11 protein-coding genes and 1 pseudogene are annotated in these 13617 nt (G+C 42.5%); 8 read left to right on the plus strand and 4 right to left on the minus strand.

The genetic code is table 11. The annotated features are described in order from the left end of the window. Positions 1-44: 44 nt before the first annotated feature. The 3 genes from BM232_RS13450 to BM232_RS13460 form a co-directional block, all read right to left on the minus strand. A complete protein-coding gene (locus tag BM232_RS13450; RefSeq protein WP_245752962.1) occupies positions 45-1391 on the minus strand; it encodes a cell envelope integrity protein TolA in 1347 nt (448 codons plus the stop codon). A gap of 146 nt (positions 1392-1537) precedes the next feature. Further along, a complete protein-coding gene (locus BM232_RS13455; protein WP_091715682.1) occupies positions 1538-2224 on the minus strand; it encodes an endonuclease/exonuclease/phosphatase family protein in 687 nt (228 codons plus the stop codon). Between the two features lie 8 nt (positions 2225-2232). Then, entirely contained in the window at positions 2233-4350 is a 2118-nt protein-coding gene (locus BM232_RS13460) for a VTT domain-containing protein (protein ID WP_091715684.1), read from the minus strand. Positions 4351-4645: 295 nt separating this feature from the next. Here BM232_RS13460 and BM232_RS13465 point away from each other — a divergent pair, with 295 nt between their 5' ends. From BM232_RS13465 to cyoE, 7 genes are all read left to right on the plus strand, one after another. Then, positions 4646-5881 carry a cyclic di-GMP phosphodiesterase gene (locus tag BM232_RS13465; RefSeq protein ID WP_091715686.1) on the plus strand — a complete coding sequence of 412 codons (1236 nt, stop codon included), beginning with the start codon at positions 4646-4648 and terminating at the stop codon, positions 5879-5881. Between the two features lie 98 nt (positions 5882-5979). Further along, positions 5980-7236 (plus strand): diguanylate cyclase, encoded by a 1257-nt coding sequence (locus BM232_RS13470; RefSeq protein ID WP_091715688.1) that lies wholly within the window; start codon positions 5980-5982, stop codon positions 7234-7236. 622 nt (positions 7237-7858) lie between these two features. After that, positions 7859-8767, plus strand: coding sequence for a ubiquinol oxidase subunit II (gene cyoA, locus BM232_RS13475; RefSeq protein WP_091715690.1), 909 nt, complete (start codon positions 7859-7861; stop codon positions 8765-8767). A gap of 40 nt (positions 8768-8807) precedes the next feature. Further along, complete coding sequence (gene cyoB, locus BM232_RS13480) at positions 8808-10790, plus strand: cytochrome o ubiquinol oxidase subunit I (RefSeq protein WP_245752964.1); 1983 nt, start codon at positions 8808-8810, stop codon at positions 10788-10790. 28 nt (positions 10791-10818) lie between these two features. Then, positions 10819-11433: a cytochrome o ubiquinol oxidase subunit III gene (cyoC, locus tag BM232_RS13485; RefSeq protein ID WP_091715695.1), complete on the plus strand. Its 615-nt coding sequence runs from the start codon at positions 10819-10821 to the stop codon at positions 11431-11433. After that, positions 11426-11752: a cytochrome o ubiquinol oxidase subunit IV gene (locus tag BM232_RS13490; RefSeq protein ID WP_091715698.1), complete on the plus strand. Its 327-nt coding sequence runs from the start codon at positions 11426-11428 to the stop codon at positions 11750-11752. Before cyoC ends, BM232_RS13490 begins: the two co-directional genes overlap by 8 nt. Positions 11753-11764: 12 nt before the next feature. Further along, positions 11765-12619 carry a heme o synthase gene (gene cyoE / locus BM232_RS13495; protein ID WP_091715701.1) on the plus strand — a complete coding sequence of 285 codons (855 nt, stop codon included), beginning with the start codon at positions 11765-11767 and terminating at the stop codon, positions 12617-12619. A gap of 277 nt (positions 12620-12896) precedes the next feature. Here cyoE and BM232_RS13500 read toward each other — a convergent pair whose 3' ends face one another. Next, the gene (locus BM232_RS13500; RefSeq protein WP_143092296.1) at positions 12897-13211 is read right to left on the minus strand and encodes a hypothetical protein; all 315 of its coding nucleotides are present in this window, start codon (positions 13209-13211) and stop codon (positions 12897-12899) included. 108 nt (positions 13212-13319) lie between these two features. Between BM232_RS13500 and BM232_RS13505 the strand changes: the two are divergent. Further along, positions 13320-13617, plus strand: a pseudogene (locus tag BM232_RS13505) (transposase); the annotation flags it as partial.

Below are 13617 nucleotides of genomic sequence, written 5' to 3' on the forward strand. Positions count from 1 at the left end.
ATATATATGAACTCTCTGATTATTATTTTATTAATGCGGGTTGTTTAGAAGTAATAGCCAAAATTGATATTAAAGCGAGTCTGCCAATCATCATTCTGGTTGGCACCTAAACGATCACCGAATGGATCGTCACCACCAATGAATTCATTACCATTTGAGGCGCTTAAATCGGTGTAGATATACCAGTTACCACTTGCCCATGCGGCGCCCAAGGTTGCCAGCGCACTATCGTTAAAGTCACTCTCATCTTTTAATAAAACACTGTATTCAACATATGGCATCACATAATCAAGCCATGGCAACTGATTTGTGTCGTAGCGATAACTGAGAGAAACGGCAGGTATCCAGGCTTCTGCGGCTACCGTATTAGGGAAGTCATAAGCTCCCATTTGTACTAACTTACTCGTTCCCAGAGGCTGATCTTTGTCTACGTCAAAACGGTAGTAAGTTAATTGTGTTGCCAGTGTAAATGCTTGCCATTTGTTCAGCATATGGCCAGATACAGCATACTGATGACCATCATCTTGTGAACCACTGCTTTTTAGTTGCGAATACTGCAATGAGAAACCAAGATCAGTTTTTAATTCACCGGAACCAAGGTGAGTGATACCACGTAAATTAAATTGGTTACGTTCTTTATAACCATGGCCAGACTCGTTGACCACATCATAAGAATAACGAGCACTCTGATGAGAGGAGCCAGTATATGAACCTTCATCAGAGACGTAATAGGCTACATCCCAGTCCCATTGTTCTGTGGACTGATGGTATTTAACCCCCAGATCCATATCATCGGATAAACCAAGATAATAATGCTGATCAAAAAACCAGCTTTGTGAGACGCCATATGGTCCAGGACCGAATGGCACTCTGTTTACACCGACTTGTATTTGACGCTTATCATCAAACTGATACCCCAACCAACCGGTATGCAGAAAGTTATAACCGTTATACCAACGATATTCTAATTTCCCCAGATAAGGGCCATTTTCATAGTCAAGATTCAGGCGAAACGTATCGAGAGCAAAGTTACCATCATCATCAAAAGATCGTGAGGCACCTCCTGTCTCAGGGTAATCACCAATCGCATAATTAGCCCGGATGGCACCACCTACCTTAAGGTGACCAAACCGAATTTTATTATCTGGTTTAGCTTCAGCCTCGACTTGAGATTGTGATAGTGCTTCCAGTTTCGCTGTTGATTGCTGCTTTTCCTGCTCGGCTTTAGCAAGAGCAGCACGTGTTTTTTCCAGCTCAATTTGTAGCGCTTTAACGCGGGTCTGTAGTTGTTCAACCGTTTCTCGTTCAGTATCAGCAAAAGCAATTGATAATTGCCCCATCGCTAATAAAACAATAACTGATTGACTAAAAAACAAGCTTCTTGTGGACAAGATAGCTCCTCGTTTTATCATGTAATTTTCCGTTTAGATTACTGATGAACTTTCTTGAGAAACGTTATTCACTATGTGAAAACGAAGAGGTGTGTTCAGGACACATATAAATCACCCTAACAATTTGAAGCCATTACTTCAAATTATCAGAATAGAATTCGGGCCACGACAGGCAGATGATCTGATGCTTTTTTTGCCAGAGCTGTTTTGTGTACATCTAAAGATAGTAGATGCTGACGAGGATGAACCCAAATACGATCCAATGCAAATATCGGGAAAAAACTTGGGAAACTTTTCTTTGCCGGGGTTGTATCAAAATAGGCTTTTAAGCGGCGAAGAGTACTTCCCCATATAAACCATTCATTTAAATCCCCCATCAACACCGCCGTATCAACTTCATGCTGAGGAAGTCGACTCAACAGCTTTTCGACCTGATATTGCCGTTCAGCTGGTTTTAAACCAAAGTGCGTTGTCATAATGACTAGTTGATGTTGTTCTATAGTCAGGTTTATTTGAATAGCCCCTCGGGGCTCATGTGGCTCCAGACTCAAATCAATCAGTTCATGCGAGGTTAATGGATATTTGCTCAACACCGCATTGCCATAATGACGACTTTCACGAAACATCGTCGGTCCGGCAATGCCGATCATGCCTGTTTGTTGGGCAATAAAGTCCAGCAGATCAATATCATTGACCATGTGATGCTCGACCTCTTGCAGTGCAATAATGTCAGCATCCATCTCACGAATGACATCCACTATTCTAAACGGATCAAAATGTCCATCGGTGCCGATACAGGCATGAATGTTATAACTGGCTAACTTAAGCTCCATTCAATCTCTTATGCATCTTCTTTACGATTAATCAGTCGCTTCAACCCCACCATAATGCCAACAATGATGATGACCACTCCGACAAATATAGCGATTTGTTCAGGTTCAGGGTTTTGCACAGTTCGCATTAGTGAGTCAGCAAACACGGTAATGCCCAATATCCCGGGCAACATACCAATTACCGTACCAATGGTAAAATCACGGGTGTTAATATGCGAGCCGCCTGCAACAAGGTTAATCACAGTAAACGGTGCTACCGGAATAATACGTACGGTAATAATCGCCAAAACACCATGTTTAGCCAGACGTCTGCTTAATTTATTGATACTGGAACCAGCTAATTTCTGAATAGTATTTCGCCCCATATAGTGCCCAACGGCATAGCCCATCAAGCCACTGACCAGCGAACCAACAATCGAATAAACACTTCCCCATAAAGGGCCAAATGTCAGCGCCGTTGTAATAATCAGCAAGGTCACAGGGAAAGCAATCAAGCCCGCAATGGCAAAAATACCAATCACAATTAACGGCGTTAATGGATGTGCTTTAATGCCTTCAGCAGCATGCTGTAATGTTTCCGGGTTTAACCATTCACTGAGTGGAGTCCATCGCCAAATAGCCGTTAACGCTAATACAACAAGTAAAACAGCAACGATTTTCCACCACTGTTTCTGGGCTGATTTTGGTTCATCAATCGGAATAAACATCTTGGTGAGTTTTTCCGTTTCAATCGGTCTTTCAGGATCCACAATGGCAGAGTCGGGTAACATCTGATTTGCATAATCAGACACCGAACAATCAAGTTCACGTAATGTATGACTATTTTCCTGACAAGCATCGATCAAGCGAAGAAGAGAGCCTTCCTGAGATAAATTTTGCCGGAGCTCATCTGCTGACATACCAAAATGTTCTGTCAATAAACGCTCACGAAACTGACTGACTGTTGCTTTATGTTCGTCTGTCTCCGCTTCAATCACCAGGTCACATTCACTGTCGAACCCCATGGAACGGTTACTTAAGTTCGCTGAACCGACTCGCATCAAACAATCATCTATCACTGTAATTTTTGCATGAACGCTGATGTATACATCACCAAGCTCATCACGGTGCGGATAACAAAGACGTAAACGATTATGTTTGTCAGCTTCTTTTAATTTGCAAGCCACACGAAAACGTAAAACATCCATGGTGGCTTGTTCCAGCCAGCCGCCGGTCATTAATGGCAGCACTAAAACCACATCAGGACCATCACGTTCCTGAAGACGTTCAGCTAATAAGTCAGCAATTTTCCATGAAGTAAAATATTGATTCTCCATATATATAAGATTTTCAGCTGCTTTCAGACTATCAATATAGAGCTGTTCAACCTCACGAATTTCTTGCTGATCTTTGTATTGAGGTATTGTCCGACTGATAGCGACTTCAATGTCTTTAAACCAGGGTTCGATATAGTCCGGCCATGCAGATCCGGTCTTTTGTGGTGGTTGATTGAGTTGTTCACCCGTTGCTTTTAACCAGCGTTCTCGTGCCAGATCACCTAAAGCGACTGCAGCATCACCTTGCACCATCATTTGTACATCATGAAACGGCGGATAATGATGACCATCAGGATCAATACGTCTTGATTCTTTGGCTTTATGTTCTGAGCTGTCCCAGCGGCTTTTGCCAATATCAAAGCCGCCGGAGAAGGCAATCTCATCGTCAATGACCACCACTTTCTGGTGCTGAGATGCTCCCATTGGACACTCGCCATCGAGTTTGAAATGCAATCTGGCTTGGGACTTCCACGCCGGTTTATACATGGGCAACCACTCACGCTCCAAGGTATACACCATGGCCCAGTCCCAGTTCAGAATATAAACATGTAAATCAGGGTTTCGGTTAAGCACTGCACTGATAAAAGCACCCAGTTCTACAGGCAGCTCTTGTACTTCATCACTATTACGTACAAGTTGCATACGGCTATCAATATCCCATGAAAGGATATATACCGTGTGTTTAGCTCGCTGAATGGCAGCATGCAATGCACCGAAATAATTTTCCCCATCAATAAGTAAAGCAACTTGGTCCGCGTGTTTTTTATGCCAGCAATTGTTGCCTTCTTTCAGTATGGGTGTTTTCGTCACACTTTCTTCCTAAATGATATATATAGAGGGATTTTGCCACTGAGCATAACATAAGAATATGTCACCACACCGTTAACTTAGGTTAAGAATACGTCGTTTTAATCTCCCTTAGGGCTGCAAAATAATCGACATTATTAGTGAATCCAGTTCTGCTTTTTCACAATAATTTCAGACTCACATAAAGCAGAATATAAGTCATAAAGGAATAATTAAAATATCTATTGATGCCACCGTATAGGCGGGGTATGTTTTACAAAAAAACTATAAAAATATTTTCACTTTAAGGGGAGAAGCAATGGCGATAAAACGCATTGCTGTAAATGAATTACATATAGGTATGTATATTCAAAAGCTAGGCGGTTCATGGATTCAGCATCCGTTTGTTCGCAGTAGTTTTTTGCTCACCGATCCCAATGACATCAAACGCATCAAACAAGCCGGTATAAAAGAGTTATGGATTGATGATGAGAAAGGTGAACTGCCCGAGACAGAGACTGTTGAGTCGCCAGATTCACCGCAAGAGACAATCGAGAGCACTGATGCTGATGCTGATCCAGTTCAAGACAAACCTCACTCAGACGTAAAAGCTAAAACAGATTCCACGTCAATCGAGAATGAAATTGAACGGGCTAAAAAACTCTGCCAGGATGCAAAACCCCAGATCATATCGATGTTTAATGATATTCGTCTTGGCAAAGCCATCGATCCACAAACTACTCTGCCATTGGTCGGCGAGATTAACTCATTAGTACAACGTAATTCTGCTGCTATTCTCAGTGTCGCTCGTTTAAAAACTCATGATGACTATACCTATATGCATTCTGTTGCAGTCTGTGCGCTGATGTTGTCTCTAGCCAATCAAATGGGATTAGATAATGAACAAACCCGGCTGGCAGGTATCGGCGGCTTGATGCACGATTTAGGTAAAGCGGTTATGCCGCTGGAAATTCTGAATAAACCAGGCAAACTCAGTGATGCAGAGTACGCCGTAATGAAAAAACATACCCTGGTCGGTGCCAAAATACTTGAAGACAGCGGTGCAGAAGCCGAAGTGATTGATATCGCCTTAAACCATCATGAAAAAATCAATGGCACAGGTTATCCGAATCAACTACCAGCTGAAAAAATCTCTCTGTTGGCTCGTATGGCTGCTATTTGTGATGTCTATGATGCAGTAACCTCTGAGCGATCCTATAAAAAGCCCTGGGAACCAGCGAATAGTATTCGGGAGATGGCTAAATGGGATGGGCATTTTGATAAACAAATTTTTAACGCCTTTGTAAAATCTGTTGGTATCTACCCTATTGGCTCACTTGTACGTCTCAGTTCACAGCGGTTGGCTGTTGTTATTGAAACTCATCCTGGTTCATTACTCTCACCCATAGTAAAAGTATTTTTTTCTATTCGTTCCAAAGCCCCTATTCCAATACAAATTATCGATCTTGCAGCAAAAAACTGTAAAGAACGCATTGAAGGGCCAGAAGAGCCTAGAGACTGGGATTTTAAATCCTTAGATAATCTATGGTTATAGGTTAGTATGCATACCAAGTTATAAAAACTCATCACCAGATTGATGGAGCAAAGATGAATGAGTTTTGTCTTGTTAAACGATATTGAGGGATAGATATAATGGCAGATAAGACAGACTCCTCCTTACATACACTCATCACCAAGCGTTATGTACTGGCTGTAACGCTTATCGCCCTGTTATCCAGTTTTGCAGCATATATCATGAAGTCTGCTCTCTCTGATGTTGATAACACCGCTTATCTTGTCAATATCTCTGGTAGCCAACGCATGCTGAGTCAACATATTGCATTGGATATTCACCGTTTGTATCAGCAACGTTTTGTGACGAAGACAAAACAGACCGAAACTGAAACCATACTGACTCAACATATAGAAAAAATGAAATCGGCCAATCACCAGCTTGCCTCAGGGCAGCTCAAGAATGGACAACAACTCAAGCTCTCTCCAGCAATCCGGGATATCTATTTTGGCGACACAGATTTATATGACCGTGTGAACTATTACTTAAAAATGGCTACTCAAATCATAGAGACAACGTCTGAGAAACCTTTTTTACAGATTATGAACGAGATTGATAATTCTTCTGAAGACTTATTAATCGATTTAGATGAGGCCGTTAATCAATATCAACGTGAAGGCGATGAACGACTTGATATCATTCAACGCTTAGAAATAGGTTTGTGGTTAATCACGCTACTCACGCTTGGGCTGGAAGTTATTTTTATCTTTAGACCGATGGCAAAAGAAGTCATCAAGTCACGTGATGCAGAGCAACGTTTACTCAATAGCTTGGAAGATCAGGTTGAGTTACGTACTTATAAACTCGAAGAAGCCAATAAAAAACTAAGAGAATTAGCCAGCAAAGATCCATTAACAAACTTAAATAACCGTTTGACACTAGAGGTCGATATAGAAACCTTAATTAAAGGCTTTCATGCCCACCAATGCCCTTTTGGTATCGCCCTTATCGATATCGACTTTTTCAAAAAGATTAATGATGCATACGGCCACTTAGCTGGTGATCAGGTGTTGAAAGAGTTTGCCACTATTTTGCAGTCTCTGGGACGTGGCACCGATAAAGTCTATCGGGTCGGTGGTGAAGAATTTGTTGTCATGCTAAACCGAATTCCATGTGAGAAAACACAAGAAATCATATCGGACTTAATCAATAAAACCAGCTCTCATCACTTTAGGTTTGAAGGTCAACAAATCAATGCCACGATCAGTGTAGGTTTATACCATACTGAACTTTTTCCAATATCCAATCAAAGAGACTTATTCTTCGTCGTTGATAAAGCACTGTATGAATCAAAAGCGAATGGCAGAAACAGGCTGACCTTAGCTACAAAGATGTAGACAAAACTTCAAATAAATTGACATAAATTCGAAGTTAATTTTTAGCATTATCGCTACAGTTTCGGTCTGGTCATGGTACTCAAACTCAGCCAATGAGCAATTTAAATGGTCTGGAAACGGTTTGAACTTGAGTCTGCAGTTAGCAGATAGACGTCGACTTTTCGACACGCCTTCCACTGCTGTGTCATTCAAACAGACCAGTGTCCTTACAGCGTGATATTTACCTTGGGTCTCACTACCAATTTACCGTTAACCGCCCTTCCACTATCCAGTCAATTTTGATGAGTTTTGAGGTACTTCGATGCCTTCAATAGCACTGCCGTTATGTAAAGTATTGTTAAAATTGCGAGTTTGTATAGGCAACAGCACTGCTTTACCAGTATTATCTTGCGCAACAACGAGATAGACCCAGTGGCTGAATCAAAAGTCTTTAACAAAAGAGATTCTTAGCGAAGCCTATATTTACGGACGCTATAGGATTTATTCAGCTGATACTGGTCGACTCAGGTATTACATCGCATTATTCCGCACCGTTGCTAAATAAATGTACAACATTTTTTTCGCTCAGGAAGAAAATGGCAGGGAAAACTGCATGAAGAGGCGCCTAAGCCGAGGATTTTAAATGAAAAGAACAAAGTATTCTGCTTTTGTCAGATGGTTATCAATGGCTTCAGCAGTTCTGCTGAGCGGTTGTAAGGCAGGTGTTTTAGATCCAAAAGGGCCTATAGGTCATGATGAACGCACGCTGATCATTACTGCAGTATTACTCATGCTGGTCGTCGTTATTCCTGTCATCGTGATGACGATAGCTTTCGCATGGAAATATCGGGCTTCCAATAAAAAAGCGGAATACAGACCGAACTGGTCACATTCAAATAAAATCGAAGTTGTTGTCTGGACTGTGCCTTGTATCATCATTCTGATTTTAGGAACGATAACCTGGAAAACAACACATTCTCTCGACCCATTTAAACCACTTGAAACAGCTGATAATCAGAAACCAATCACGATTGAAGTCGTTGCCTTGGATTGGAAGTGGCTGTTCATCTACCCAGAACAACATATAGCAACGGTTAACCAAGTTACCTTCCCTGAAAATGTACCTGTTCGTTTCAAGGTCACCTCAGACACAGTCATGAATTCCTTCTTTATCCCTCAACTGGGTAGTCAGATATATGCAATGGCTGGCATGCAAACTGAAGTCAATTTGCTTGCCCATGAAACCGGTACTTTTGATGGTATGTCAGCTCACTTTAGCGGTGATGGCTTCGCACATATGAATTTCAAAGCAATCGCGACAAGCCAATCTCAATTTAATGAGTGGGTTAATAAAGTTAAACAGGCGCAAGACCCACTGGATCAAGCCAGTTATGACGCCTTAGCCAAACCCAGTGAGCAAAATCCAGTTGCTTACTATTCGTCAGTGAAGCCTGACTTGTTCAAATCAATTGTAGCTAGCTACATGAATTCGAACTCGGATACGGCCTCAGTAGAAATGCAATCAGATTCAGGAGTAACTGATGTTAGGTAAATTAACGCTTGCGGACATTCCCTACGATAACCCTATCGTAATGGGTGCGGTCGGCTTTATGGTGCTTACTGGGCTGATTATTTTTGCCCTGATTACCTACTATGGTAAGTGGACGTATCTATGGAAAAACTGGCTGACATCAGTTGATCACAAGAAAATTGGTGTGATGTATTTCGTAGTGGCATTGGTGATGTTACTTCGAGGTTTTTCCGACGCCATTCTGATGCGTTCACAACAGGCAGTGGCGCTAGGTGCTGATCAAGGCTATCTGCCACCTGAACATTATGACCAGATTTTCACAGCGCACGGCGTCATCATGATTTTCTTTGTCGCCATGCCGTTCGTGATTGGTCTCATCAATATTGTGGTTCCCTTGCAAATCGGTGCCCGCGATGTGGCTTTCCCCTATCTGAACTCAGTCAGCTTTTGGCTGTTTGTCGTCGGTGTGATATTGGTCAATCTGTCACTCGCTATCGGCGATTTCGCTAAAACAGGCTGGCTGGCCTATCCACCGTTGTCTGAAATGCAATACAGTCCGGATGTTGGTGTTGATTATTATATATGGAGTCTACAGATATCCGGGATAGGGACATTGCTTACCGGTATTAACTTCTTCGCCACCATCATCAAGATGCGTGCCCCTGGCATGACGCTGATGAAAATGCCGATATTCAGCTGGACTGCACTATGTACCAATGTGTTGATCATCGGTGCATTCCCAGTATTAACGGTGACGCTGGCATTATTAACACTGGATCGCTACCTCGGCATGCATTTCTTCACCAATGCTCTGGGCGGCGATATGATGATGTACATCAATCTGATTTGGATTTGGGGCCACCCGGAAGTTTATATTTTGGTGCTGCCAGTATTTGGTGTCTTCTCTGAAGTCGTTGCAACTTATTCTAAAAAACCGCTGTTTGGCTATACATCTATGGTGTATGCAACCATTGCAATTACCGTACTTTCGTTTGTAGTCTGGCTGCATCACTTCTTCACCATGGGCTCGGGAGCAAACGTCAATGCCTTCTTTGGCATCATGACGATGATTATTGCCATTCCGACAGGTGTGAAAATATTTAACTGGCTGTTCACTATGTATGGCGGTCGTGTTGAATTCAGCACGCCTTTACTGTGGACACTTGGCTTTATGATCACCTTCAGTATCGGTGGTATGACCGGAGTTCTTCTGGCGGTGCCGGGTGCTGACTTTGTGTTGCATAACAGTCTGTTTCTGATTGCTCACTTCCATAACGTGATTATCGGTGGTGTGGTCTTCGGTTCAATGGCTGGTTATGCCTACTGGTTCCCGAAAGCATTTGGTTTCACACTAAATGAACGCTGGGGTAAATATTCATTCTGGTGCTGGTTGGTAGGCTTCTACCTGGCCTTTATGCCACTCTATTATCTTGGTTTCTTAGGTATGACTCGTCGCCTCGACCATTATGATAATCCAGCATTCCAGCCATGGTTAATACTCGCTGCATTCGGTGCTTTGATTATTCTGATGGGCATTATCTTCACCATAGTTCAACTAGTCGTCAGTATTCGTGATCGTCACGAAAATCAGGACGTCACTGGTGATCCATGGGGTGGTCGTACACTGGAGTGGTCAACATCTTCTCCTCCTCCTTTCTATAACTTTGCTGAGATCCCTGTCATTTCAGAACTTGATACTTTCCATGCCATGAAAGAGAAAGGTGATTACCCACATGAACCTAAGCAATATAAAGAGATTCACATGCCAAGGAATACTGGTGTGGGTGTCTTTGTCGGCTTGTTCAGTTTCATTTTTGGTTTTGCCATGACCTGGTACATCTGGTGGATGGCGATTGCTGGTGCTCTCGGTATTTTGGGCTGCATGATCTGGCGCAGCTTTGATAAAGATGTCGATTACTACGTACCTGTCGAAGAAATTGAGCGCATAGAAGGCGAATGGCTTGAGAAGGTACATAATTACCAGGAAAAAAATGGTAAGACCAGTACCGACTCAACTACTACGCAAACTGCGTACGTTAATTAATTGTTAATAAGGTAATCAGGCATTAATTATGAGTACTGATGTTTTAGATAACGCACATGCTCACGAGCATGCGCATCACGATGCATCCTCAACGAGGGTGTTCGGTTTCTGGATCTACATAATGAGTGACTGCATTTTGTTCGCGGCTTTGTTCGCGACATATGCAGTACTCGGACACAATTATGCAGGTGGACCAACAGGTAAAGAGATTTTTGAGTTAGATGGCGTACTGATCGAAACCTTCTGCCTGTTGTTCAGTAGTATCACCTATGGTTTTGCTATGGTGGCGATGAATAAGGGCCAGCGGCAACTGGTCATACTTTGGCTGGCGATCACCTTTATACTCGGTGCCAGTTTCGTCGGGCTCGAATTGAAAGAGTTCAGTCACCTAATTGCTGAAGGTCATAGCTGGCAGCAAAGTGCGTTTCTGTCTTCATTTTTCGCACTGGTCAGCACTCACGGTCTGCACGTGAGCTGTGGTTTGATTTGGATGGTATTCATGATGTTACACGTCTATCGTCATGGATTAACTGAATTGAACCAAGCCCGTTTGATGTGTCTGAGCCTGTTCTGGCATTTCCTTGATATCATCTGGATCTTCGTATTTACCTTTGTTTATCTGTTGGGGGTTCTGAATGGATAACGGCCATATTGCTGGTGCAGCGCACGGCACCTATAAGTCTTATCTGATTGGTTTTTTACTGTCAGTCGTACTGACTGTTATTCCATTCTGGATGGTGATGAATCCAACAATGGAGCCATCTACTATCGCCATAAGCATTCTCGGCTTTGCTATTGTGCAGGTACTGGTTCATCTTTATTTCTTCTTACACCTAAATACCTCCTCAGAACAACGCTGGAATCTGGTCGCACTTATTTATACCTTTATCTTAATCGTATTTATTGTGGTTGGTTCTCTCTGGATTATGCATAATCTTGGTTACAACATGATGCTTAACTGAGATATGGAATAGGTGTTAAAAAAATATTGGCAGGTTGCCAAGCCTGGTATCATTATTGGCAACCTCATTTCAGTAGCGGGTGGTTTTTTTCTCGCATCTAAAGGCAGCATCGATTTGATGCTGTTTTTTTATGCTGCGCTGGGTGTATCACTGGTCGTCGCATCCGGATGCGTGTTTAACAACTTTATTGACCGCGATATTGACACCCTGATGGAACGTACCCGCGACAGAGCCTTAGTGCAGGGACTAATCTCACCGCGTGCGGCATTGATATATGCTTCAGTGCTTGGACTGTTAGGTATCTTTGTACTGTTGTTCGGTACCAATATCATTGATGTAACGGTCGTTCTGGTGGGGTTTATTATCTATGTTGGCGTCTATAGTCTTTCATTGAAACGTAACTCCGTTCACGGCACATTGATTGGCAGCCTTGCTGGCGCCATGCCACCTGTCGTCGGTTATTGTGCTGTCAGTCAGCAGTTTGATCTGGGCGCTGCAATATTGCTATTGATTTTCAGCATTTGGCAAATGCCCCACTCCTATGCGATCGCCATTTTCAGGTTTAACGATTACCGTGCAGCATCCATTCCAGTACTGCCGGTAGCTAAAACGATTCAGAGTGCTAAACACCAGATTTTGCTCTACCTGATTGCATTTAACCTGGCGACGCCCCTACTTTACCTAGCTGGCTATACCGGTATTTGGTATCTCATCATCACATCAGCCTTTGGCTTATATTGGTTATATATTGCGTGGGCGGGCTTGAAGACAAAAAAAGATACGGCCTGGGCCAAAAAAGTCTTTTTTACCTCCATCCTTATCGTTATGGTGCAAAGTCTAATGATGTCGGTAGATACTGTAGGCTGAGTTAATCGTAAGCAGATAACTTAAATCGTAGGTTGGGTTGAAGTATGCAACCCAACAAAAACAGAACCGTAAATAGTTGGGTTTCGCTAAGGCTCTACCCAACCTACAAAGATCCTCCTTAGCAAGTAGTTTTTACTTTTATCCTGAGGCATCTTACTTTCTAGCCACCAGTCATATTCATTTACTGATAAACAGGTTAGGTTAATCTGGAGCATTTGAGTATGCATTATGCTTTGATTATTTTTGACCTAGTGAGACAGAATAATATAAATACAATTTAATTGTTTCCCCATGACTCAATCAACCAGTCTGGTATTACAATATGATGTATATCTTCAAAAACATCTTCTTTTCCATTTTCTGAACGCCTTGGGAGCAGGTAATGAGCAGGTTCTTTTTCCTCACATAAGACCAGCCCTTTCTCGCTCAACCTAATTACAAACTTTGGATCGGATATACCTTTTTTGTAAGCGTTTTGTTTATAAAATCCACTTTCCTCAGAAACAAAGTCAGCCAAACTGCAAATACAGTTATTCACCCTTGCAGCATAGAGAGAAACTTTAGTAGAAGTTCCTGCTAAAGTTATTCCCATACCAGGCCCCATATAAGCTTTAGTTCCTATCGAAAATGCAGGAGTGTAGTGGTTTAATGATCCCGGACACCATTTAAGGAGGTAATATGTCCTCCAAAGAGGTGTTCAATGACAAAACAAAGAAGAAGTTTTACTCCTGAGTTCAAGTTGGAGGCAGCCAGTTTAGTTGTCGACCAGAACTACAGTGTTCCAGAGGCTTGTCAAGCTCTTGATGTGGGCGAGTCAGCCCTACGTCGCTGGGTTAAACAGTTACAGGAAGAGCGAGGTGGACATACGCCTGCATCCAAAGCGCTAACACCGGAACAGCAGCGTATTCAGGAACTGGAAGCCCGGGTGAAACGCCTGGAGCAGGAAAAATTTATATTAAAAAAGGCTACCGCTCTCTTGATGTCGGACGAACTCGGCT

It is taken from the genome of Methylophaga sulfidovorans, assembly GCF_900114205.1.
In the GTDB taxonomy this organism is placed as follows: domain Bacteria; phylum Pseudomonadota; class Gammaproteobacteria; order Nitrosococcales; family Methylophagaceae; genus Methylophaga; species Methylophaga sulfidovorans.

Coding starts and splice junctions, on each gene's coding strand:
- BM232_RS13465 (WP_091715686.1), top strand. CDS start 4,646: ATGGCGATAAAACGCATTGCTGTAAATGAATTACATATAGGTATGTAT.
- cyoA (WP_091715690.1), top strand. CDS start 7,859: ATGAAAAGAACAAAGTATTCTGCTTTTGTCAGATGGTTATCAATGGCT.
- BM232_RS13470 (WP_091715688.1), top strand. CDS start 5,980: ATGGCAGATAAGACAGACTCCTCCTTACATACACTCATCACCAAGCGT.
- cyoB (WP_245752964.1), top strand. CDS start 8,808: ATGGGTGCGGTCGGCTTTATGGTGCTTACTGGGCTGATTATTTTTGCC.
- BM232_RS13490 (WP_091715698.1), top strand. CDS start 11,426: ATGGATAACGGCCATATTGCTGGTGCAGCGCACGGCACCTATAAGTCT.
- BM232_RS13455 (WP_091715682.1), bottom strand. CDS start 2,224: ATGGAGCTTAAGTTAGCCAGTTATAACATTCATGCCTGTATCGGCACC.
- cyoC (WP_091715695.1), top strand. CDS start 10,819: ATGAGTACTGATGTTTTAGATAACGCACATGCTCACGAGCATGCGCAT.
- BM232_RS13500 (WP_143092296.1), bottom strand. CDS start 13,211: ATGGGAATAACTTTAGCAGGAACTTCTACTAAAGTTTCTCTCTATGCT.